This is a genomic window from Neobacillus sp. DZ-9, from assembly GCF_059587065.1.
Window position 1 is genome coordinate 294019 of record NZ_JCAIOL010000007.1, and the last position, 24188, is coordinate 318206.

Below are 24188 nucleotides of genomic sequence, written 5' to 3' on the forward strand. Positions count from 1 at the left end.
AAATGTAATCTATTCAATATAAAAAAATCACTAGTAGTCATACCTATTCTATTTTACTTTACCATTGTTTCAGCTTAAATTCACCTATTAGTAGCATTTGTCAAGATTGGCAAGGTAAATCTTTGCAAAAAAAATAAAGAGAAGTCTCTAGCAGACACTAGAGACTTCAACATGTTATCTTCTTAAATAGCTAAGCGGATTCACCAGGCCGCCGTTTTTATATACTTCAAAATGGAGATGGACACCTGTTGCATCACCGGTAGCCCCCATAATTCCGATAGCAGTGCCTTTTGAAACCGTTTGGCCTACTTTTACATTGATCGATGACATGTGGCCGTATAAGGTTCGGAAGCCATTTTTATGGTCGATTATTACTTTATTTCCATATCCTCCATTATCGTATCCGGCAGATACAACAACGCCGTTGTCGGCAGCTTTAATGGTTTTGTTGCTAGGTCTGGCAATGTCAATTCCTTTGTGCATCTTGCCCCAGCGATAGCCCATTTGGCTGGAAACATAGCCGCCTACAGTCGGCCAGGCAAAGCTGCCCTCACCACGGGAAGGAATGGCTTTGGTGCCTTTAATCACAATATGATTAACAGGCTGCTGAAGTATTTGTTCGCTCGTTTGCGTTTTTTTAACAGCAACACCGTTTTGTTCTGAAATGTTATAAGTTACAGTCCGGGAGCCATTTTGCCCTTGTTGCTTTTCCTTCGTCTCGCCCTTCGGCATAGAGGAATCTTCAACTACCTGATCCGCATAGGCAATCACTTCTTTTTGATTGACTTCTTTTTCTACGACTACTTCTACATATGGTTTTAACACAGTGACGTTAATTTCCTGGCCGATTTTTAAGAGGGAATCCCCTGTTAGACCGGGATTCAAAGCCAAAAGCTCAGGAACCTTTAAGCCGTTATTATGAGCAATAGATTCAAGGGCATCGCCTTCTTGAACCGCGTATTTCTTTTCCTGTAATGTTCCTTTTTGTAAAAAAGTAACAGCATCACTAGCTGACAAAATTTGATCTGGCTCAATGTTTTCAGCTTCAATAGTGACGTTCTTAGATAAGCGAACATCCAATAAACGGGTTTCGTTCTCTTTCAATGGTGGAAGATTTGTTGCCGCCTGTTCTTTTCTATCATCAAGTTCCTTTAGTTGATCTTCTGACACATATTTCAGTTTTAGGTCTTTAATGACTTCTTCAGCAGTATTTTTATCCGCAACGTAAACCGCTGGCTTACCGTCGATGACAATCGCTTCTGCTTCTGCTTGCAGCTGAAATGTGTTTTTAAGATTTTGGATGGTCTCAAGATCATTGACAGATGAATTGAAAACCTGTTCTGGTATATATTCAACCTGGGAACCTAAATTTAGATCTTTATTAGATTTTTTAAATTCGTCGACTTTGTCATTGATTACTCTGTCTACTACAGCTTTATCGGTGACGTTTCCAATGTATGTACCATTGAGATATACATGATAAACGGTTGATAGTTGGGATGAAGTCGCTAATGCAATAGGCCCATTGCTTAAAGCCACGACAGATGCTGCTAACGTAGTAATAATTGTTGTCTTTATGATTAACTTTTTTGTTTTGGAAATTGTATTCAACAAAAACATTTTTTTCCTCCTAAACCACGGTAAATCCCTATTAATCTAGTAATGAATTTTCCAGAATTTTAGACCTTCTTAACTTTACCATAATTTTTTGTTAATAATTTAATAGTCTCAATAATGTAACAAAAATGTATAACAGTTGACATTTTCCGACATTTACTTGAAATATCATAGTCAAATTTTCACGAATTTCTTTTGTGGATTTTTAATATAACAGGGAGGAATACCTAGTAAATCAAGTATTTTAATAGTGCTAGAGTAGGATGGTGTTTGTTTTACACGGGACGAGCTTAGTATCGGGATTTGTAAAAAACGGGGGCAAATATTGCACTATTGTTACAATAAAAGTGTTTTAAGGGTAAAAAAAGAAGCTTGCGCGTTTGCAAGCTTCTTTTTGGGATGGCTCAGGACGGAATCGAACCGCCGACACAAGGATTTTCAGTCCTTTGCTCTACCGACTGAGCTACTGAGCCAACTAGTGGCGGTCTGGACGGGACTCGAACCCGCGACCTCCTGCGTGACAGGCAGGCATTCTAACCAACTGAACTACCAGACCAAATTATATTAATGACAGTCAGCAAGGAGACCGTCCTTGCCAGCCTTTTGCCGACCGCCAAATGCCGATGACCCCTACGGGATTCGAACCCGTGTTACCGCCGTGAAAGGGCGGTGTCTTAACCGCTTGACCAAGGGGCCATACATATTGAAACATATTTTGCTAATGCAAAAAACTTTGGTGAGCCATGAAGGACTCGAACCTTCGACCCTCTGATTAAAAGTCAGATGCTCTACCGACTGAGCTAATGGCTCGTACTTAAATAATTCACTAATCTTTTATTTCGTCGTCAGATGCCCCCGCCTCAGTATGCTTATGCAAGCAGCAGCTCGGCGTGTGCCCTGAAGCTGTTTCCAAGAAGCTTATTCGATCGTGCTCTACCGACTGAGCTAATGGCTCGTACTAAGTGTCTCGTTTGTGACGACGCTTTTTATATTATCATGGTTTATATTATAAATGCAATACTTTTTTTAAAATATTTTTCAAAAAAAATAATCTAACCTTTTTCTTGATTCACTTTGCCGAAAAAAACAAAAGCCCGCAAAGCAAGCGGGCTTCTCACACATATTTAAATCTGTCTCCAAGGACTGCGAACAACATTTGTTTGAGTACGATCCGGACCGACTGAGAACGTCGATAACGGAATACCAGTCAGCTGTGTTACACGTTCCACATAGTGGCGGGCATTTACAGGCAGTTCATCTAATGATTTAACGCCAGTAATGTCTTCCGTCCAACCTGGCAGCTCTTCATAAATCGGTTCACATTGCGATAAAACCTTTAGATTTGCTGGATACTCGGTAATTATCTCATCCTTATAACGATAAGACGTACAAATTTTTAATGTCTCAATGCCAGTTAACACATCTATAGAATTCAAAGACAGATCGGTTAAACCGCTGACACGGCGTGCATGGCGGACAACGACGCTGTCAAACCAGCCGACACGGCGAGGGCGGCCTGTTGTCGTACCATATTCACGGCCAACTTCACGAATGCGATTTCCAATTTCATTATTTAACTCAGTCGGGAATGGCCCGTCCCCAACACGGGAAGTGTAGGCTTTACAAACACCGACAACATGAGTAATTTTAGAAGGACCCACTCCAGATCCAATCGTTACGCCTCCAGCCACTGGATTTGAGGAGGTTACGAATGGATAGGTACCTTGGTCGATATCCAGCATAACACCCTGAGCACCTTCAAATAACACACGCTTACCTTCATCCAGCGCATCATTTAAGACAACAGAGGTATCACAAACATATTTCTCAATCTGCTGGCCATATTCGAAATACTCATCAAGAATATCTTCCTTTTTGAATCCTTCCGTTTCGTAAATGCGTTCAAATAGCCGATTCTTTTCTTCAAGATTTTGTACTAATTTTTCTTCAAAAATTTCACGGTCAAGTAAATCAGCGATGCGGATACCAACGCGGGCTGCCTTATCCATGTATGCAGGTCCGATACCCTTTTTCGTTGTTCCGATTTTATTAGCACCTTTACGCGTTTCTTCCACTTCATCTAATTTTAAATGGTAAGGAAGGATGACATGGGCACGATTGCTGATGCGCAGATTTTCAGTTGAAATTCCTTTTTCATGTAAATATGCAAGTTCGGTTACCAAAGCTTTCGGATCGACAACCATTCCATTTCCGATTACACTAATTTTTTCTTTATTAAAAATTCCTGATGGAATCAAGTGCAATTTGTAGGTTTCTCCGCTGAACTTAATCGTGTGGCCAGCATTATTACCGCCCTGATAACGTGCAATGACCTCAGCATTTTCTGAAAGGAAATCCGTAATTTTCCCTTTTCCTTCGTCTCCCCATTGCGTACCAACAACCACTACTGATGACATGTAAGGCACCTCCAAAATTTTTAACGTCCATTAATTTATTATCACACCATCATAGTTTATCAATTATGTGACCAAAAATCAAACGAAACACGAACATTTTATATCAGTCTATTAAAATATGTTCGTAAAATATTAAATTGTGATTCTAGCTGCAACAAGGCACCTTAAAGATAACCTCTCCTATTAATCTATCAAAAAAAGAGCCAGCCATTAAAATATGGCTAGCTCTTTATGCTCCTGGCGGGGAATCATACCTCGTCTCGATGTTGACGAACTTATTATATTCTTTGACAAACGCCAGCTGCACGGTTCCAACTGGACCATTACGCTGTTTCGCAATAATAATTTCAATGATATTCTTTGCCTCGGATTCCTTATCATAATAGTCATCACGATATAGGAAGGCAACAATATCGGCGTCCTGCTCGATCGACCCGGATTCACGGATATCGGACATCATCGGACGCTTATCCTGACGCTGCTCGACACCACGGGAAAGCTGAGATAAGGCAATAACAGGTATTTGAAGCTCACGGGCTAACTGCTTAAGGGAACGGGAAATTTCTGATACTTCCTGCTGACGATTTTCGCCGGAACGGCCGCTTCCTAAAATGAGCTGCAAATAGTCAATCAAAATCATACCTATACCATGCTCCTGCTTTAAGCGGCGGCATTTTGAACGAATATCACTGATACGCACACCTGGGGTATCATCAATAAAAATCCCCGTGTTTGACAAGCTTCCCATTGCCATCGTCAGCTTACCCCAGTCTTCCTCTGTCAGGGAACCGGTACGAAGCCTTTGCGCATCAATATTCCCTTCGGCACAAAGGAGACGCATGACCAGCTGCTCAGCACCCATCTCAAGACTAAAAATGGCAATATTCTCGCCTGTTTTTTTGGCAACATTTTGGGCAATATTTAAGGCAAAGGCTGTTTTACCAACGGAAGGACGGGCGCCAACAATGATCAAGTCATTGCGCTGAAAACCTGCTGTCATCCGGTCAAGGTCAACAAACCCTGTTTCAAGGCCGGTAATATCACCAACACGGTTATGCATAACTTCGATATTATCATAGGTCCGCACGAGTACATCTTTAATATTATGAAAGGCACCGGCATTTTTCCGATTTGCTACTTCCATAATATTTTTTTCCGCTTCACTTAAAAGGGCATCAACCTCATCCTCACGGGTATAGCCATCTTGAGCAATATTGGTAGCCGTACGAATTAATCTTCTTAATAGTGATTTCTCACCTACGATTCTAGCATAATACTCAATATTAGCAGCTGTAGGAACAGCCCCGGAGAGGTCGCTCAAATAGCTGACGCCACCGATATCCTCAATCAATTTAGCCGCAGCTAATTCCTCGGTAACGGTAATCAAGTCAACGGCTTTCCCTTGATCATTTAAATTCAGCATCACATTAAAGATTTTTTGGTGGGCAGCACGATAGAAATCTTCTGGAATCAGGATTTCAGATGCCATAGTCAAAGAAGACGGTTCAAGAAAAATAGCCCCTAATACAGCTTGTTCAGCTTCAATATTTTGCGGGGGCATGCGGTCTGCTAATAAATCATTACTCATATATATTCAAAACCTCCTAATGAAGAGGAATAATTCAAATCAATCATATCATATTCGATATCCAATCAAGAAAAAAAGTGACCAGTTATAACCGATCACGTCCCATTGCTTACTTTTTATATTCTATCATGATTATTTTAAAATGAAACTGGCAAATTTTTTACAGTCTATTATTTTACTTCTTTCACCGATACTGTTAACGTCGCTGTTACTTCATGATGAAGTTTTACAGGCACTTTCGTGTGACCAAGTGTGCGGATGGCATCATTTAATTCCATTTTACGTTTATCAATTTTGATTCCTTGCTTCTTTTGCAGCTCTTCAGCAATTTGCTTTGTCGTAATCGAACCAAACAAACGGCCGCCTTCGCCAGCTTTAGCGGTTAATTCAACCGTAATTTGATCGATCTTTTCTTTAAGCTTTTTGGCTTCAGCAAGCTCTTCTGCCGCTTCTTTATCCTGCTTTTTCTTCTGGGCATCTAATGAACTGATATTTGCATTATTGGCCTCAACTGCCAGGCCTTGCTTAATTAAAAAGTTATGGGCATATCCGTCGGCTACATTTTTCACTTCGCCTTTTTTTCCTTTACCTTTTACATCCTTTAGAAAAATTACCTTCATTCCTTTTTTCCTCCTTCAAAGTAGTCATCTATCGCCAGCTTCAATTTGCCTTCTGTTTCCGCAATGGTTAAGCCGGACAACTGGGTCGCCGCATTGGTAAGGTGTCCGCCGCCTTTTAAGCTTTCCATGATGACTTGGACATTGATGTTACCTAATGACCTGGCACTGATGCCAATCACACCTTCGTTTCGTTTCGAAATGACAAATGACGCCATCACTCCGTCCATCGTCAATAACGTATCGGCAGCCTGGGCTATAATGACCTGATCATATAAATCATGTTCATTTCCTTTGGCAATCGCAATCCCTTCATGATAGAAGGAGACCGATTCAATCAGCTTGGACCTTTTGATATATGTATCAACATTTTCTTTCAAAAACTTCTGGACGAGGATCGTATCGGCACCATGTGCCCGCAGGTAGGATGCTGCATCGAATGTCCGTGAACCTGTTCTGAGCGTAAAGCTCTTTGTATCGACAATAATACCTGCTAAAAGGGCAGTCGCTTCAATCATCTCTATTTTCCCGCGCTTGGGCTGGTATTCTAGGAATTCCGTCACCAGCTCAGAAGTCGAAGAGGCATAGGGCTCCATATAAACAAGCAGCGGATTCGAAATAAAATCCTCACCGCGGCGATGATGGTCAATGACAACAACATTATCAATTTTGTTTAACAGCCTTTCTTCCAAAACCATCGATGGTTTATGAGTATCAACTACTACTAACAAAGTTTTATCAGTAGCAATTTCAAGCGCTTCTTCTGAACCGATAAAATGTGAAAATAAGTGCTCCTGGCTGCGGATTTCATTCATAAGTCGTCCGACACCGTTGTCAATATCCATTGAATTTAAAACAATATAGGCATCCTTTTGATTCATTTGCGCCACTTTATAAATTCCAATGCTGGCCCCGATGGAGTCCATATCTGGATTTTTATGACCCATTACAATGACTTTGTCGCTTGCTGTAATTAAATCCTTTAAAGCGTGAGAAATAACCCTTGCTCTGACTCTGGTCCGTTTTTCTATAGGATTGGTTTTACCTCCGAAGAATTTCACCTTGCCGCTTGGAAGTTTAATCGCCACCTGATCTCCGCCCCTGCCGAGGGCCAAATCGAGGCTTGATTGCGCAAGCGTCCCTAATTCAGGCAAGGACGTGACACCGGTCCCGACACCAATGCTTAAGGTAAAGGAAACATTTTGTTTTGAAGTCATTTCCCTAACCTCATCCAAAATGGAAAATTTCCCTTTTTCCAAAATATGAAGGATTCTTTCACTGAAAACAGCGATAAATCGTTCAGAGGAAACCCGCTTCAGGAATATCCCATTGTCTTGGGCCCACTTATTTAAAATTGAAGTGACCAAGTTATTGATGCTCCCGCGCATTTGGTCGTCCATGCCTTGAGTAAGATCATCATAATTATCTAAAAAGATAGTGGCAATAGCGGTCCGGTCATCCTGATACTTTTTCTCAATTTCCGTTTGCTCGGTTACATCAAAAAAGTATAGAAGACGTTCCTCACGTTTATGTATAACCCGGAATTTCCGCTCATGGAGCGTAATGATTTCTGTTTCTACTTCCTGTTTTATTAGTGGAATCAGCGTGTCAGCTACATCATAAAGCGATCTTCCCACTAGTGTGTCTTGGTCAAAGCAGGAAGTAAGAAATGGATTTGTCCATTCGATATAATAATCATCATTGATGAGCATAATCCCAATCGGCATTTCCATTAATGCCTCTTCGCCGACTTTTTTGACCCGATAGGAGAGGGTTGAGATATACTCCTCCATTTCCTTTCTTTGCTGCCGTTCAATGACGAACATATAGTAAAGCGGGATGAACATTAAGAAAAGACCTGCCAGGCTTAATATCCAATTATATAAGGACAGGATTATAAGCAATACCACTGTAACGCCTATTAACCCGTAAAATGGGTAACGGATCGATCGCTTTTCTAAAAATGCAGGCATTATTTCAGCTCCTAAACGCAAGTCTTACTCTTTTTTTTCAAAACGTTTTCTTAAATCAAATCCTATATCGGTTATTCCTAATATCATTATTATATAATGAACAATTGGTATCATGAAAGCAAGAATTACTACAAGGACACGAATCCCTTTAGGAATGGACCTTTGATGGAAAATATTAAATAAAAATCCGAGCCCCTGGACAACCATAAACGTCCCCAATATGTAAATCGCATTACTTAGAACAGAAAATAAATAGGTGCCCTCTTCCGGTCTTACAAGTAAATTTGCTCCTAAAGCTATTAAAAGATACCAGAGAATACTTCTTGGTAAAGATAGATTCCTCAAGCTTCCCCATGGCTCAACATTTATACCAAATCTCTTAGCGATAGGAAAACAAACCCACTGAATGATAAAGGAAAGAACAATGGACCCCAAAATTAGAACGCTTGGTAAAAGTGTTAGGACCATATCAACCTGTTTTTTCAGCTGTTCTATTTGGCTTTCTTTTCCCACTGATTTAAGCATTTCCTCTGACTGTTTTAAGGAATGATTTAAAGCTGCCTGCAGTTCATGGATGATATCCATTTTCATAAAAGCGGAAGTTACTACAAAAAAAATAATGATTCCAGCCATCATGGCCAGGGAACTAGCAATTAAAATGGCAGATCTGCTTTTATTTTTTTGCAGCATATATCCAATGATCATACCAGTTGTTCCATAAATAAGCATCATGGCTAATCCCATAAAAGAAGCCGCAATAAACGAAATGATTATACTCGCTACAAAAAAGGCTGCGATGTTTTTAATATTATTTTTAGCTGTAAATATGATAAACGGTGCTGGAAGTACAATATTTATAATGGAACCAATGAGTGGGATATAAATGGTTATTAATAAGAGCACAGTAAATGCAGCTAAAAGGATGGCACCCTCTGTTAGTTTACGTACATTTTTCACTACTTCACCCCTAAATTTTCTGGAAATCCATCTCTTTATTTTAGCTAGATATTAGGTTGTATTCAACCTTATAAAAAAGGCAGCAAGGGAAGAGCCCCTGCTGCCTTACGCTTTATTATTCACCTGCTACGAATGGTAATAATGCCATTTGACGTGCACGTTTGATTGCAACTGTTAGTTTACGTTGGTATTTAGCGCTTGTACCAGTTACACGACGTGGTAAAATCTTTCCACGCTCAGAGATGAATTTCTTTAGTAAATCCACATCTTTGTAATCGATGCGAGAGATGCCATTTGCTGTGAAATAGCACACTTTACGACGCTTTGCGCGACCGCCTTTACGTCCTCCTGCCATGAAAATTCCCTCCTTTATCGTTTTTTATATCGTTACGTTTTAAAAGGTTTTTTTAAAATGGTAGATCGTCATCAGAGATGTCAATTTGACCATTTCCTGCAAACGGATCTTCATCCATGCGGGTAAACCCTCGGTTTTGGTTTTGATTCTGATTCTGATTCTGATTAGGACGTTGATTCTGATTGCTGCTGCCATATGGATTACCTTGTGGTTCCATTGGAGGAGCTCCGTAATAATCGTTGCCTCTTCCACCGCCGCCGCCAGAAGAAGATTTAGGCTCTAGAAATTGAACACTTTCTGCTTGAACCTCTGTAACGTATACACGTTTACCATCTTGTCCTTCATAGTTGCGGGTTTGAATGCGGCCATCGACACCTGCAAGGCTGCCCTTTTTCAAGAAGTTCGCCACATTTTCAGCAGGTTTACGCCAAACAACACAGTTAATAAAGTCTGCTTCACGCTCTCCTGCCTGACTAGAAAATGGTCGATTAACTGCTAAAGTAAAGGTAGCAACAGGAACCCCATTTGGTGTATAACGCAAATCAGGATCTTTTGTTAAACGGCCAACAAGCACGACACGATTCATCATCAGAATCAACTCCTTTTCTTTTGGAAAGATGTTCCACGTGGAACATTTTTACCAAGAAATATATATAAATCTTATTCTTCTTCTTTAATTACGATATGGCGAATGATATCTTCGCTGATCTTTGCAAGACGAGAAAATTCTTGTACTGCAGCAGCTGAAGTTGTAGTTTTAGCGATTTGGTAGTATCCGTCACGGAAATCGTTGACTTCGTAAGCTAGACGGCGCTTACCCCAATCCTTTGTTTCAGCAGTTTCCGCACCGTTATCAAGAAGAATTGTGTTGAAACGCTCAACTAGAGCCTTCTTCGCTTCATCTTCAATATTTGGGCGGATGATGTACATGATTTCGTACTTATTCATCACAGTCACCTCCTTTTGGTCTAAACGGCCCGAATGGGCAAGGAGCAATTATTCATTACTCACAAGTTGAAATTATAGCACAAGAAAAAAAGAAAAGCAACGACCTTCACATTTTTGCCAATATAAAAGCTCTGCATAAGCTGCAGAGCCACTATTTTGTGCGGTGTTAACCTTGTCTGTTGATTTCCGCTCCAGGTGCTTCGCTTTCCGCGGGCGGTTCGGAGAGCCTCCTCGGCGCAAAGCGCCTGCGGGGTCTCTCCTGTCCCGTACTCCCGCAGGAGTCTCGCACCTTCCGCTCCAATCAACAGAAGTGCAAGATTAACATTGTGCTTTTACTTAGCCTAAACATTAAAGCGGAAGTGGATAACGTCTCCATCCTTCACAATATAATCCTTACCTTCTAGACGTACTTTCCCAGCTTCCTTCGCCGCATTATGACTGCCAGCAGCTAATAGATCATCAAAAGAAACTGTTTCAGCACGGATAAAGCCGCGCTCGAAATCAGAGTGAATAACCCCGGCACATTGTGGTGCTTTCATGCCGTTTCTAAAGGTCCAAGCACGGACCTCCTGAACACCTGCCGTGAAATAAGTAGCTAAACCAAGCAGGCTATAGGCGGCACGGATTAATTGGTCAAGACCGGATTCTTCAATGCCAAGCTCAGAAAGGAACATCGCTTTTTCTTCACCTTCTAGTTCAGCAATTTCCTCTTCGATTTTGGCACAAATTACGATAACCTCAGCGTTATCAGCCTTGGCAAATTCCCGAACCTTTTGAACATATTCATTTTCTGATGGGTCGGCAATATCATCTTCGCTCACGTTGGCTACATAAAGGACAGGCTTGATTGTTAATAGATGCAGTCCTTTTACTAATTTCATTTGTTCTTCTGTAAAGTCAACGGTACGAGCAGGTTTTTCTGCTTCAAACGCATCACGAAGCATCGCAAGGACTTCAAATTCAGCTGCTGCTTCTTTATCCTTTTGCTTAGCCAATTTTTCCACACGGCCGATGCGCTTTTCAACGGATTCCATATCAGCCAGGATTAATTCTAAATTAATCGTTTCAATATCGTCGATTGGATCCACTTTCCCCGATACGTGGGTAATGTTTTCATCTGCAAAGCAGCGGACTACTTGGCAAATGGCATCCACTTGGCGGATGTGGGAAAGGAACTTGTTCCCCAGACCTTCACCTTTACTTGCGCCTTTCACAATCCCGGCGATGTCAGTAAATTCAAAAGCCGTTGGTACCGTCTTTTTCGGCTGGACAAGCTCGGTTAATTTTTGTAATCGGTAATCTGGAACCTCTACAATTCCAACATTCGGATCAATGGTACAGAAAGGGTAGTTTGCCGATTCCGCGCCTGCTTGAGTTATTGCATTAAACAATGTAGATTTACCAACATTCGGCAAACCTACAATACCAGCTGTTAAAGCCATTCACGTTCACTCCTCTAGAAAAATAAATCTATTTGAATAAAAATTAGTTGCTAAATATAAAGACAAGCCTTTCACAATTATAGGCATATGAATTAAAAAAGACAACTGCCGCTTCAATTACGGCAGTTAGTTTATTTTTTCAAGATTTACTAAACAATCGTATAAAGTACTGCCAAGTCCATTATCAGATTCCCTGTTGGATGTCAGCAGATTAACAGACCCACCAAATTCCTGCCAAATCCCTTCGTCGATATTAATCGTGTCCGGGTGGGCGTTCGCAAAAATGGAAATAAAACCTTTTACTTCACCGCGGTCATTCCATACCCGCACATAATCACCATTGTTTAATGACAAATCAGCGGCAATATTTTCAGCAATCTCTACCTTTAATTGCGGCTTTAATGCGAAAAGATGATAGTTTTGCGAATGATTGGAGCGCATCGGGTGAATCGTCAGCAGGCTATAGGGATATTTTTCCGCCAGAGCAGGATTCGCCCAACTCGATTCTTCCGGTACGGCTAGTTTCAAGAGACCCTCATCCCCTTTAAGCGAAGAGGAAAATTCGAATTTACCGCTTGGTGTTTGGAATTTCCTGTCCTGCCAGGGAATGTAAGCCACCGGCAGTTCCACCGTATGATTTTCTTTAAATTTGGCAAGCGTAATCCCGTTTTGTGCCAATGGTTTCAGCGTCATCTCAAGGAATTGGTCTCTGGAAAAAGCAAATTCCTCACTAAATCCAAGTTTTTCCGCTAATTGTGTCCAAATCCATAAATCGGATTTAGCTTCGCCCGGCGGGTCGACGAGCTTAGGACCATAATTGACATAATGATGGTACATCGAGGAGTAGTAAAAATCCTCCTCTTCAAATGAGGTGGTCGTTGGCAATACATAATCAGCCATTCGTGCAGTATCGGTCATGTATTGTTCAATGACAACCAGCGTCTTGACTGAAGAAAAAGCCTCTTTAACCACTTGGGTGTCAGGCACCTGAGTCAACGGGTTCCCGCATGTCACGATAATCATTTGGATTTCCGGGTCTGCAGCTTTAAGCACTTCTTCTGCCTGCTTCATAATTGAAAATTGCCGATGATTTTGTTTGCGGCCAGCAAGCGTTAATTCCTCAAAGGCAAAGCTTTGCCCCACTTGTAGGTTGGCATAATTGGCACCGCCGCCGGCAATTCCGATATTCCCGCTGACGGCAACAAGGGCATCAATCAAGCGGACGGTATTCCCGCCGTTTCGATATCGCTGCAAGCCTAAGCCCATATAAGTGGAAGTTGGTTTATCCGCATAAATCCTAGCCAGCTGAGTAATGGTTTCTTCCGCAACCTCTGTCATTTCACTTATTTTTTCAAGGGAAATGCTGCCAAGCAGCCCTTCTAAATCTTTATAGCCGTGTGTATGCTGTTCAATAAAGCACTGATCCTCTAAACCTAAGCGGAGTATCTCTTTCATAATTCCAGCGGCCAGCAATCCGTCCATTCCAGGTTTAACCGTGATATGTTGATCGGCAATTTTGGCTGTCGCATTAAAAAGGGGATCAATCACATAAAGGTTTGCGCCGCGCTTTTTCGCCTCTATTAGCTTTTCGTAGAAATGCATATTCGTCCTCGCGACATTTCTTCCCCAAACAATGATGTTTTTGCTATTAAAAATATCAGCCGGTTCATGGCTGTAGGCACTGCCAAAATCCCATTTCTGCGCTTCAATCCCTGCTCCCCAGCATAGCGAGCCATACAGATCCGTTACTCCGCCATAGGCATTAAAGAAACGCTGATCCAAATTTTTCAACATACCGTTATTGGCATAATCGTGGCTGTGAAGAACCGCTGTTGTACCGTACTGTTCTTTGATTTCTATTAATTCTGCAGCGATTTCACCAAGTGCTTGCTCCCAGGTTATTGGTTCGAATTGACCGTTTATCTTTTTTAAAGGCTGCAATAACCTTTTTGACGAGTTCGTTCTTGTTTCCAACTGACGGCCGCGGCCGCAAATTTTCCCCTTTGTTATCGGATGGGATGGATCGCCGTCGACTTTTATTACTTTATTATTTTCTACTGTTACATTTAAACCGCAGCTATCCCAGCAATTTAATGGACAAGCCGACTGTATAATCTTTGCCATACGCTCTCCCCCCAAATCATTTTATCTACTAAGAATAATACAGCATCCCAAAAAAAGAAGCATGAAAATTATTCTTCATGCTTAACCAAAATTTTCTTCATTTTTCTTGAAAACTCTCTTCTTGGAATAAGAACACTGTGGCCGCAGCCTTCACATTTAATACGAACATCCATCCCCATGCGGATAATCTTCCAGCGATTCGTCCCGCACGGATGCTGTTTCTTCATTTCAACCACATCGTTTAAAGCAAATTCTTTTTCCTCCACCCGACTCACCATCCTTTAAACACTCGGTTCTTTTACATTACTTGAATCTTTCGAGAACATCACCATGCGTGGATATGGAATTTCAATTCCATTGGCATCTAGTTGAAGTTTGATATCTTTTCTTATTTTCCTCGTAACTGCAGCATGCTTCATTGGCAGTGTTTCCGCTATAATTCTAATCATTACTTCTGACGGTCCAAAATTTTGTATGCCTAAATATTCCGGAGCTTTTACTAATTCCTCATATTGTTCCGGCATTTTTGTAAGTAAATCTTTAATGACTGTCTCAGCCTTATCAATATCTTCATCATAAGCAATTCCGACATCGATTATCGCAATGCTATTATTGAGGGAAAAATTGGTTACTTCCATTATGCTGCCATTTGGCAAAATATGGACCTCACCAGTCCAGCTTTTTAATTTGGTCGTCCTCAAACCAATTGACTGAACCGTACCCTCAAACTGTCCGATGCGGACATGGTCGCCGACTGAAAATTGGTCTTCAAAAATGATAAAGAATCCTGTAATCACATCTTTAACCAAACTTTGTGCGCCAAACCCTACAGCCAAGCCGACAATTCCTGCGCCGGCAAGAAGGGCCTTCACATCGATTCCTAAAACGGAAAGAACCATCATAAAGGCAATAAAATAAACCACGTAGGAAAGGATATTATCCAAAAGCTTTGAGAGGGTCTCTTCGCGTCGTTCGGATGTACTGAGCGGAGAGAGGTTTCTTATTTTAAATATGTTGTGAATGGCCAATTTTCCAATGCGGATTAATATATTGGAAATGATAATAATGGCGATAATTTTTAATAGTCCTTCGCCAAGGTTTAACCACGTATCTTCACTTTGGAATTTATTAATCAATTTTTGCATGCCTTTTTCAGTTAGACTCATAAATCCACCTTCCTTAATCTAAACACATCTATTTTATCAATTTTCTTCCTTACATTGTAGCATTATGATTTTTTCATTTTCTATCCACTTCATGTATAGATTTACTGAATTTTCCGTATACTAATTAGAAAAGCGGAAGCGCCTTGATCAGGGGCGACAAGCATAAGACGAGCCGGCGGGAAGGTTGCTTTTTAACCTTCTCGACGGATTGGCTTATGACCTCGAGCCCCTAGGCGCTGGAGCTAGACAGGGCCGACTTAGAGTAGGGAGTGGGATTAATGAATCTAAAAACGAATTTTTTTGACAGGAGGGGCAAGACCCGCATCATTCATGATGATGATCAGGCATCCGAAAATTTGGCGGAGGAATTGCTGGCCACCATTCCAAAAGTGACTAGCCGCCCGATCGTGTTTGTTTGTATTGGGACTGACCGCTCCACCGGAGATTCATTAGGACCACTTGTCGGAACATTGCTTGAAGAAAAAAACCTGAAATCTTTTTATGTATATGGGACATTAGATGAGCCGATCCATGCGGTGAATTTAGCAGAAAAGCTAAAGGAAATTCATATTAAGCATGTTGATCCGTATATTATTGGAATCGATGCCTGTTTAGGGCGGATGAAAAATGTCGGCGTGATTCAACTTGGGCATGGCCCAGTCAAGCCAGGTGCCGGGGTAAACAAGGAACTTCCTGCTGTTGGCGATATCCATATCACTGGTATTGTCAATGTCAGCGGGTTTATGGAGTTCTTTGTATTACAAAATACACGGTTAAATCTGGTGATGAAAATGGCGAAAACGATCGCCAGCGGAATTTACGAAGCCAGTCTCCTGTATCCAAAGCAACGCTGGAACGATTTAAAATGGTTAGATGAAGAGAAAACAAACTAAAAGAGCACGTTGGTGCTCTTTTAGTTTGTTCCATTTATTGTAAATAAGTGTGATAAAGGTAAATAATCGTGACAATGATTCCCGTGATTACAATGCCAGGAAGGAGGTTCGCGACCTTAATTTTCACCATTCCAGTAAGATTAAGACCGATGGCCAAAATCATAATACCGCCTGTTGCTGTCATTTCCACGATAAATTGATCCATTAAGGCCTGAGGGACAAAACGGTCAATTTGTGTGGCGAATAAGGCGATCAAACCTTCATAAAGCACAACAGGAACCGCAGAAAAAATGACGCCAATCCCAAGTGTCGTTGTTAAAATTAACGCAGTGAATCCGTCAATCAAAGATTTCGTATACAATACATCATGATCGCCGCGAATACCGCTGTCGAGAGCTCCGATAATTGACATGGCGCCAATCACAAAGATTAAGGTAGCAGTGACAAACCCTTCTGATATACTGCCTTTACCATTTGAACCGACCTTTTTTTCGAGCCAAATGCCCAAATCATTTAATTTATCCTCAAGTTTTAACAGTTCACCGACTACCGCACCAACTACTAAACTAATAATGACAATAAGGAAATTTTCGCTTTTTAAGCCCATTTGCAATCCTAAAACCATAACGGACAAGCCAATGGCATACATGACCGTCACTTTCATTCCCTCTGGAATTCGGTTTAATAGCTTACCGAGAAGAGTGCCAATCACAATTAATAGTCCGTTAACTATTGTTCCTAGTAAAAACATGATGTTTCACCTTGTTTAGCCTTTCGAAATAATTAATATTACTAAACTATCATATTAAGATAAAAAATTAAACCATCCCTTTGGATGGTTTTAAAACGATTCTTCCTGGCCAAGCATTTCAAGAATCCGTTCCAGGTCTTCTTGTGAGAAAAATTCAATTTCAATTTTCCCTTTATTTTTATTTTGTTTAATATTCACTGATGTGCCAAAGCGCTCACGCAATGAATGCTCGCGTTCCTGAATGAAAACATCCTTTTTCTTTTCAGGCTTTTTTGTTTCACGTGAAACATTTTCATTTAATTGTTGAATTAATTTTTCTAACTGTCGGACGTTTAACGCTTCATTGATAATTTTTTCGATTAAAACAGGAAGCTTAGCTTTTTGTCTTAGTCCTAATAAGGCACGGCCGTGACCCATTGATATTTTTCCTGTTGAAATCAACTCTTGAATATGAGGTGGGAGGGAGAGCAGTCTGATATGGTTGGCGATATGCGGCCGGCTTTTGCCTAAGCGTTTCGCCACTTCCTCCTGTGTCAGCTTCAGCTTTTCCATTAACGTTTGGTAAGCAATTCCCTCTTCAATTGGATTTAAATCTTCCCGTTGGAGATTTTCAAGGACAGCCAATTCCATCATTTGCTGTTCAGAAAGCTCGCGGACTACCGCCGGGACCGTTTCAAGCTTCGCTTCTTTAGCAGCTCGGAAACGGCGTTCACCTACAACAATTTCATAGCCTTTAATCGTTTTCCTGACAACGAGCGGCTGTAAAATTCCATGTTCTAAAATCGACGCTTTTAATTCATCGATTGTTTCTTGGTGGAAGGTTTTACGTGGCTGGTAGGGATTCGGCCGCAGTTCCTTAAGTTTAATTTCTTGGACTGTTTCTTCTTTGCCGACATCCGCAAAAAATGCATTAAGGCCTTTTCCTAATCCTTTAGCCATTTGAGACCACTTCCTTCGCTAAATCTAAATAAACTTCTGCTCCACGGGATCTTGCATCATAGGTAATGATCGGTTCCCCATGACTTGGAGCTTCACTTAGACGCACATTCCTAGGAATAATAGTTTTATAAACCTTGTCCTGGAAGTATTTTTTTACTTCTTCAATAACTTGAATGCCAAGATTGGTCCTTGCATCAAGCATTGTTAGTAATACTCCTTCAATTTTTAAATCTTGATTTAAATGCTTTTGCACCAGTCTTACGGTATTCAAGAGCTGACTTAAGCCTTCGAGCGCATAATATTCACATTGGACTGGGATTAAAACGGCATCGGAAGCCGTTAATGCATTGATAGTTAATAAGCCTAAAGATGGCGGACAATCGATAATAATATAGTCAAATTGATCTTTCACTTCTCCGAGGGCACGTTTTAAACGGACCTCTCTGGAAATCGTCGGTACGAGTTCAATTTCTGCTCCAGCCAGCTGGATTGTTGCTGGAAGTGCGTATAAATTTTCAACAGATGATGGTTTAATAACGTCTTTTACTTCGACATCGTCTACTAAAACATCATAGATACACTGTTCAACTTCTGCCTTTTCAATTCCAATCCCGCTTGTTGCATTTCCCTGCGGGTCAATGTCTACCAATAAGACACGTTTCCCTATGTATGCTAAGCAGGCGCCTAGGTTGACAGAGGTAGTCGTTTTGCCGACTCCACCTTTTTGATTCGCGATTGCAAGAACTTTGCCCACGATGTCACCTACCCTTTATATCTTGAAAAATTTTATTCTCATATTCTATTAAAAATTATCCTCTATAAAAGAAAGAAAGTAAAATTTCATTCCTATATTTTAACATGAAATTGATAGGTTTTTGTTTGTTTTCTAAAAATATTCCAATGAGTTAATTTTTCCAATAGATTACTTTTAAATTCGCCTGATGATTTCCGCTCTAATCGCAAAATCAACAATTGGCTTTTTAAACAAAAAAATAAGAACCAAACAATATGATTGTCTGGTTCCTCTAATTGTATATTATTTTTTCTTTGGAATCCGAATTGTGAATTGGTAAAATTCGTCAAATTCTTCTTCCTCAGCGTCAAGATTAATCCCGCTGTCAGTTACCATTGTCAGTGATTGACGAATGGTATTGACAGCGATTCTCATATCCTTGCTAAATGCCTTGCGTTTCGGCTTTGGTTTCTCATTTTTTTGTTCAAGCAGTCTGACAACGCGTTCCTCGGTCTGCTTAACATTTAGATTTCTTTCAATAACCTCAGCCATGAGGGCGACTTGTTTCTCTGGGTCCTTAAGTGGAATCAGAGCACGTGCATGGCGCTCAGTAATGATCTTATTTAACAAGGCTTCCTGTACCGGCTGCGGTAATTTTAAAAGTCGCAATTTGTTGGCAACGGTCGACTGGCCTTTTCCAAGCCGCTGTGCTAGTGCTTCTTGCGTCAGATTGTGCAGTTCGAGCAGTTTTCCGTACGCAATCGCTTCTTCAATCGGCGATAGCTCTTCCCGCTGCAAATTTTCAATCAGCGCTACAGAAGCCGTCTCGGTATCTGATAAATTTTTTACGATGGCTGGCACTTCTGTCCAGCCTAGTTTTTTCATGGCCCGCCAGCGGCGCTCACCGGCGATTATCTCATATTTGCCAATTGCAAATTCTCTAACTACAATCGGTTGAATGATACCATGTATGTGAATCGTTCGTGATAGTTCTTCAATCTTATCTTCATCAAATACTGTTCGCGGCTGAAAACGGTTAGGCACTATTTGGTCAATTGGTATTTTTTTGATTTCTTCATTTCTTTCTACTTCTTCGATTTCTTCTATTTCTTCCTCAAGACCAACCGCAACCTCTTGTTCTCCTTTATCGGCAAAGCCAAAAAAGCGTGTAAATGAATTTTTCATCCCCAACACCACCTTTACGAAACTCCCTATTACTAATTCTATAAACGAATAATATCTTCCTGCCTAACAAGGTAATTTTCACGAAATTTGCGAGCCTTCCATTACTCGATTGGCGCTTTACCTGGTGTCCCTGGTTTCCGCGGATATTTCTTCGGCGTCTGTTTTTCTTTTTTTATTATTAAGATACTTCTTTCACTTTCTTCAAATGGCAATGTAAAAGTAAACATTTTATCCAGCTTGCCGCCGAGTGTGGTTATCGCCTTTTGACCCACTGCTAATTCTTCTTTCGCTGATGCGGCCTTCATCGCAATAAAATCCCCACCGACTTTGACCAGCGGAAGACAGAACTCACTCAGAACTGACATTCTTGCTACAGCCCTTGCTGTCACAACATCAAAGTTTTCGCGATATTCCGGATTCACCCCAAAGGTTTCCGCGCGGTCATGGACAAAATGAACATTTTCCAATTCCAAAACGTTAGCGAGATGGTTTAAAAAGGAAATTCGCTTATTCAATGAATCGACAATCGTTACTTCTATTTCCGGGAAAACTATTTTTAACGGGATGCTCGGAAATCCGGCACCCGCCCCGACATCACAGAGATGAAAGGGTTTGGAAAAATCAAAATAAAATGATGCCGTAATGGAATCATAAAAATGCTTTAAATAGACATCTTCCTTATCGGTGATGGCCGTTAAGTTCATTTTTTCGTTCCATTCAACCAAAGTTTCATAGTATTTTTCAAATTGGTCAAGCTGCCGGTCAGTTAGGGTGATACCCTTTTCCTGAAGGCTGGCTTGAAATTGATCAATATTCATACATTTTCCTCACTGTCTAGCTCCAGCGCCTAGCCCCTTTTTGGTCTAAGCCAATCCGGCAAGAAGGTTAAAGAGTAACCTTCTCACCGACTCGTCTTATGCTTGTCAGGGCTGTATAAGGCGCTTCCGCTTTTCTTACTCATTAGAAATTCTTGCAACCCGGCCTTGCTCTAAGTATACAAGCAAAATCGAAATATCCGCAGGGTTTACCCCGGAAATTCTAGAAGCCTGGGCAAGAGATAACGGCTTGATCTGCTTTAGTTTTTGTCTTGCTTCTGTTGCCAGTCCTGTAATTGCATCATAATCGATGTTATCCGGGATTTTCTTATTCTCCATTTTCTTTAAGCGATCTACTTGCTGCAGAGATTTTTCAATATATCCCTCATACTTAATTTGAATTTCTACTTGTTCCTTTGTTTCGCCATCAAGCGGAGCATCAGATTTAGTTAGAGTCTCCAGCAATGCATACGTCATTTCTGGTCTTTTTAACAAATCAGAGGCACGGATTCCATCCTTTAATTCACTGCCACCGATGCTTCTTATAAGTTCTTGCACCTCAGCAGAAGGCTTTAAAATAATGGAGCGTAAACGTTCCTTTTCTGTCTCAATCGCGTCTTTTTTCGCTAAAAATTTCTGATAGCGTTCATCGGATATTAATCCAATTTCATGGCCGGTTTCAGTTAAACGTAAATCGGCATTATCATGACGCAGCAGCAAGCGGTATTCAGCTCTTGAGGTTAGTAATCGGTATGGCTCATTTGTTCCTTTTGTAATCAAATCATCGATTAATACACCGATATAGGCATCGGAACGGCTTAACACTAATTGCTCGCGGCCGAGCGCATTTAGTCCGGCATTTATTCCCGCCATTAAGCCTTGGCCTGCCGCTTCCTCATATCCGGACGTGCCGTTAATTTGCCCTGCTGTATACAAGTTTTGCACGACTTTTGTTTCAAGCGTCGGCCATAATTGTGTAGGGACAATCGCATCATACTCAATCGCATAACCTGAGCGCATCATTTGCACGTTTTCAAGGCCTGGAATGGTTTTAAGAATTTGCTGCTGCACGTCTTCAGGAAGACTTGTCGATAAACCTTGGACATACACTTCCTGCGTATTTCGGCCTTCGGGTTCAAGGAAAATTTGGTGACGCGGCTTATCATTAAAACGCACGACTTTATCCTCAATCGATGGGCAGTAGCGTGGTCCTGTTCCTTTAATCATCCCGGAATACATCGGTGAGCGATGCAGGTTATTGTCAATTAACTGATGTGTATGTTCATTTGTATAGGTTAACCAGCATGGCAGCTGATCGGTAATATATTTCGTTGTTTCATAGGAAAAGGCCCTTGGCGTTTCATCACCAGGCTGAATTTCCGTTTTGCTGTAATCAATCGTATGACTGTTTACCCTTGGCGGCGTTCCTGTTTTAAAACGGACCAAATCAAAGCCAAGCTCTTCTAAATGCTCAGACAGTTTAATGGAGGGCTGCTGATTATTCGGACCGCTGGAATATTTTAATTCACCAAGGATGATTTCCCCGCGCAGGAAGGTACCCGTTGTAATAACAACCGTTTTTGAACGATAGACGGCGCCTGTTTTGGTAATAACACCTTTGCAAATTCCGTCTTCGACAATTAACCGCTCGACCATGCCTTGGATTAACGTCATATTCGGCTCATCTTCAATTGTCTTTTTCATTTCATGCTGATAGGCAAACTTGTCCGCTTGCGCTCTTAGTGCCCGTACGGCGGGCCCTTTGCCCGTGTTCAGCATTCTCATTTGGATATGGGTTTTATCAATATTTTTGCCCATTTCTCCGCCTAACGCATCGATTTCACGTACGACAATGCCCTTGGCAGGACCACCCACCGATGGGTTACATGGCATAAAGGCAACCATATCAAGATTTATTGTAATCATTAATGTTTTAGCACCAAGTCTTGCCGCTGCGAGGCCTGCCTCACTGCCAGCATGACCGGCACCGATGACAATCACGTCATAACTGCCTGCTTCGTATTGCATGTGTTACCTCCTTTTCCGCCTCAATAAGCGGAAACCTAACTATTGTCTAGCTCAAGCGCCTAGGAAAAAATGAACTGCTTTTTACCCTGATCAAGGCGCTTCCGCTTTTCTATTTCCCTAAACAAAACTGTGAGAATAACTGATCAATGAGGCTTTCATGGACGCTTTCGCCGATGATTTCCCCAAGCAATTCCCAAGTTCTTGTTAAATCTATTTGTACAATATCAATCGGAGTACCCATTTCTACACCTTCGATTGCTTCTTCGATTGAGTTTAAACTTTGGTTTAATAACGCAATATGACGGCTGTTCGAAACATAGGTCATATCCCCTGCTTCAAGTGAACCAGCAAAGAATAAAGAGGAGATTGCCTCTTCCAGTTCATCCACACCGCGGTCTTCTAAAAGTGAAGTCGTTACTAGCTTATACTCCTTCGCTAATTCCTTCACCCGTTCTAAATCAATTTGCTGTGGCAAGTCTGTTTTATTGACGATAACGATGACATCCATTCCTTTAACCGCTTCGAATAGATTTTCATCCTCTTTTGTCAGCTTGTCTGAGTAATTCAACACAAGCAAAATTAAATCTGCCTCTTTTAATACCTGTCGAGACCGTTCGACACCAATCCGTTCGACGATATCCTCTGTTTCCCTGATTCCCGCCGTATCCAATAGTCGCAGCGGTACACCGCGCACATTGACATACTCTTCAATTACATCGCGGGTAGTCCCTGGTATATCAGTGACAATCGCCTTGTTTTCTTGAACCAGACTGTTTAATAAAGAGGATTTCCCAACATTCGGCCGACCGACAATAACAGTGGAGAGGCCTTCTCTTAAAATTTTTCCTTGCTGAGATGTTTGCAAAAGATTGGTTATTTCCTCTCTGACAATATGAGCTTTTGGCATCAGCATAGTATGAGTCATCTCTTCAACATCGTCATATTCCGGATAATCAATATTTACTTCAATATGGGCCAGGATTTCTAAAATTTCCTGACGCAGTCGTTTAATCAGCTTAGATAAGCGGCCTTCCATTTGGCCAAGGGCCACATTCATGGCTCGGTCTGTTTTCGCTCTGATTAAATCCATGACCGCTTCTGCCTGCGATAAATCGATCCGTCCATTTAAAAATGCCCTTTTTGTAAATTCACCCGGTTCCGCTAATCTTGCTCCATTTTTTAATACATGCTGGAGGACTCGATTGACTGAGACTATTCCGCCGTGACAGTTAATTTCCACTACATCTTCTTTTGTAAAGGTTTTTGGCCCCTTCATCACGGAAACCATCACCTCTTCAACCACTTCGCCGCTCTTCGCATCGATTAGATGGCCATAGTGAATCGTATGGGTCAGTTGTTCAGACAGCTTCTTTCCGCCAATCCCTCTAAAAAGCTTATCAGCTATTTTTACCGCATCATCCCCGCTCAACCGGACGATGGCGATTGCTCCCTCACCCATTGGCGTTGAGATCGCCGCAATTGTATCAAACTCCATCCACTTCACCTCACTTAAAAACCATATTTATATATGAAAATTATTTTTTTATCCAAAACACTAGAATACCACATTGATTTCTGTTAAAAAAGCAAACCTTTTCGTCAAAAATTATCCACAGTACATTATTGTCCATTTATTATTT

General features: G+C 41.2%; 21 protein-coding genes and 4 tRNA genes. 1 reads left to right on the forward strand and 24 read right to left on the reverse strand.

The genetic code is table 11. The annotated features are described in order from the left end of the window. Positions 1 to 174: 174 nt before the first annotated feature. From AC59HZ_RS20870 to AC59HZ_RS20950, 17 genes are all read right to left on the reverse strand, one after another. Positions 175 to 1620: a peptidoglycan DD-metalloendopeptidase family protein gene (locus tag AC59HZ_RS20870; protein WP_496547701.1), complete on the reverse strand. Its 1446-nt coding sequence runs from the start codon at positions 1618 to 1620 to the stop codon at positions 175 to 177. A 397-nt stretch (positions 1621 to 2017) separates the two neighbouring features. Beyond that, positions 2018 to 2090 (reverse strand) — tRNA-Phe (locus AC59HZ_RS20875). Positions 2091 to 2096: 6 nt separating this feature from the next. Next, positions 2097 to 2173, reverse strand: a tRNA-Asp gene (locus AC59HZ_RS20880). A 68-nt stretch (positions 2174 to 2241) separates the two neighbouring features. Continuing rightward, positions 2242 to 2313: transfer RNA gene (locus AC59HZ_RS20885), tRNA-Glu, on the reverse strand. 38 nt (positions 2314 to 2351) lie between these two features. Further along, positions 2352 to 2427 (reverse strand) — tRNA-Lys (locus tag AC59HZ_RS20890). A gap of 314 nt (positions 2428 to 2741) precedes the next feature. Continuing rightward, positions 2742 to 4034: an adenylosuccinate synthase gene (locus AC59HZ_RS20895; RefSeq protein ID WP_496547702.1), complete on the reverse strand. Its 1293-nt coding sequence runs from the start codon at positions 4032 to 4034 to the stop codon at positions 2742 to 2744. Positions 4035 to 4263: 229 nt separating this feature from the next. Beyond that, complete coding sequence (gene dnaB / locus AC59HZ_RS20900; RefSeq protein WP_496547703.1) at positions 4264 to 5622, reverse strand: replicative DNA helicase; 1359 nt, start codon at positions 5620 to 5622, stop codon at positions 4264 to 4266. Between the two features lie 170 nt (positions 5623 to 5792). Beyond that, a complete protein-coding gene (gene rplI / locus AC59HZ_RS20905) occupies positions 5793 to 6242 on the reverse strand; it encodes a 50S ribosomal protein L9 (protein ID WP_496547704.1) in 450 nt (149 codons plus the stop codon). Beyond that, the gene (locus AC59HZ_RS20910; protein ID WP_496547705.1) at positions 6239 to 8212 is read right to left on the reverse strand and encodes a DHH family phosphoesterase; all 1974 of its coding nucleotides are present in this window, start codon (positions 8210 to 8212) and stop codon (positions 6239 to 6241) included. Before AC59HZ_RS20910 ends, rplI begins: the two co-directional genes overlap by 4 nt. A gap of 24 nt (positions 8213 to 8236) precedes the next feature. Beyond that, the gene (locus tag AC59HZ_RS20915; RefSeq protein ID WP_496547706.1) at positions 8237 to 9169 is read right to left on the reverse strand and encodes a YybS family protein; all 933 of its coding nucleotides are present in this window, start codon (positions 9167 to 9169) and stop codon (positions 8237 to 8239) included. Positions 9170 to 9284: 115 nt separating this feature from the next. Further along, the gene (rpsR, locus tag AC59HZ_RS20920) at positions 9285 to 9524 is read right to left on the reverse strand and encodes a 30S ribosomal protein S18 (RefSeq protein ID WP_024030263.1); all 240 of its coding nucleotides are present in this window, start codon (positions 9522 to 9524) and stop codon (positions 9285 to 9287) included. A gap of 52 nt (positions 9525 to 9576) precedes the next feature. After that, positions 9577 to 10113 (reverse strand): single-stranded DNA-binding protein, encoded by a 537-nt coding sequence (gene ssb / locus AC59HZ_RS20925; protein WP_496547707.1) that lies wholly within the window; start codon positions 10111 to 10113, stop codon positions 9577 to 9579. 71 nt (positions 10114 to 10184) lie between these two features. Then, positions 10185 to 10472 carry a 30S ribosomal protein S6 gene (gene rpsF / locus AC59HZ_RS20930; RefSeq protein ID WP_496547708.1) on the reverse strand — a complete coding sequence of 96 codons (288 nt, stop codon included), beginning with the start codon at positions 10470 to 10472 and terminating at the stop codon, positions 10185 to 10187. A gap of 341 nt (positions 10473 to 10813) precedes the next feature. Next, positions 10814 to 11914 carry a redox-regulated ATPase YchF gene (gene ychF, locus AC59HZ_RS20935; RefSeq protein WP_496547709.1) on the reverse strand — a complete coding sequence of 367 codons (1101 nt, stop codon included), beginning with the start codon at positions 11912 to 11914 and terminating at the stop codon, positions 10814 to 10816. Positions 11915 to 12040: 126 nt separating this feature from the next. Beyond that, complete coding sequence (locus AC59HZ_RS20940) at positions 12041 to 14038, reverse strand: molybdopterin-dependent oxidoreductase (RefSeq protein WP_496547710.1); 1998 nt, start codon at positions 14036 to 14038, stop codon at positions 12041 to 12043. A gap of 68 nt (positions 14039 to 14106) precedes the next feature. Next, positions 14107 to 14304, reverse strand: coding sequence for a DUF951 domain-containing protein (locus tag AC59HZ_RS20945; RefSeq protein WP_223595370.1), 198 nt, complete (start codon positions 14302 to 14304; stop codon positions 14107 to 14109). Between the two features lie 15 nt (positions 14305 to 14319). After that, positions 14320 to 15204 carry a mechanosensitive ion channel family protein gene (locus AC59HZ_RS20950; protein ID WP_496547711.1) on the reverse strand — a complete coding sequence of 295 codons (885 nt, stop codon included), beginning with the start codon at positions 15202 to 15204 and terminating at the stop codon, positions 14320 to 14322. Between the two features lie 278 nt (positions 15205 to 15482). On the opposite strand from AC59HZ_RS20950, the gene yyaC reads away from it, so the two are divergent. Continuing rightward, the gene (gene yyaC / locus AC59HZ_RS20955; RefSeq protein WP_496547712.1) at positions 15483 to 16097 is read left to right on the forward strand and encodes a spore protease YyaC; all 615 of its coding nucleotides are present in this window, start codon (positions 15483 to 15485) and stop codon (positions 16095 to 16097) included. Between the two features lie 34 nt (positions 16098 to 16131). Here yyaC and AC59HZ_RS20960 read toward each other — a convergent pair whose 3' ends face one another. The 7 genes from AC59HZ_RS20960 to mnmE form a co-directional block, all read right to left on the reverse strand. After that, complete coding sequence (locus AC59HZ_RS20960) at positions 16132 to 16848, reverse strand: DUF554 domain-containing protein (protein ID WP_496547713.1); 717 nt, start codon at positions 16846 to 16848, stop codon at positions 16132 to 16134. 90 nt (positions 16849 to 16938) lie between these two features. Beyond that, the gene (locus tag AC59HZ_RS20965; RefSeq protein WP_496547714.1) at positions 16939 to 17787 is read right to left on the reverse strand and encodes a ParB/RepB/Spo0J family partition protein; all 849 of its coding nucleotides are present in this window, start codon (positions 17785 to 17787) and stop codon (positions 16939 to 16941) included. After that, complete coding sequence (locus AC59HZ_RS20970) at positions 17780 to 18541, reverse strand: ParA family protein (RefSeq protein WP_496547715.1); 762 nt, start codon at positions 18539 to 18541, stop codon at positions 17780 to 17782. Before AC59HZ_RS20970 ends, AC59HZ_RS20965 begins: the two co-directional genes overlap by 8 nt. A 282-nt stretch (positions 18542 to 18823) precedes the next feature. After that, a complete protein-coding gene (gene noc / locus AC59HZ_RS20975) occupies positions 18824 to 19705 on the reverse strand; it encodes a nucleoid occlusion protein (protein WP_496547716.1) in 882 nt (293 codons plus the stop codon). Between the two features lie 101 nt (positions 19706 to 19806). Continuing rightward, positions 19807 to 20523, reverse strand: a complete 717-nt coding sequence (gene rsmG, locus AC59HZ_RS20980) for a 16S rRNA (guanine(527)-N(7))-methyltransferase RsmG (protein ID WP_496547717.1) — start codon at positions 20521 to 20523, stop codon at positions 19807 to 19809. A 135-nt stretch (positions 20524 to 20658) separates the two neighbouring features. Then, positions 20659 to 22548 carry a tRNA uridine-5-carboxymethylaminomethyl(34) synthesis enzyme MnmG gene (mnmG, locus tag AC59HZ_RS20985; RefSeq protein WP_496547718.1) on the reverse strand — a complete coding sequence of 630 codons (1890 nt, stop codon included), beginning with the start codon at positions 22546 to 22548 and terminating at the stop codon, positions 20659 to 20661. Positions 22549 to 22657: 109 nt separating this feature from the next. Beyond that, positions 22658 to 24043: a tRNA uridine-5-carboxymethylaminomethyl(34) synthesis GTPase MnmE gene (gene mnmE / locus AC59HZ_RS20990; protein ID WP_496547719.1), complete on the reverse strand. Its 1386-nt coding sequence runs from the start codon at positions 24041 to 24043 to the stop codon at positions 22658 to 22660. Positions 24044 to 24188: the final 145 nt, after the last annotated feature.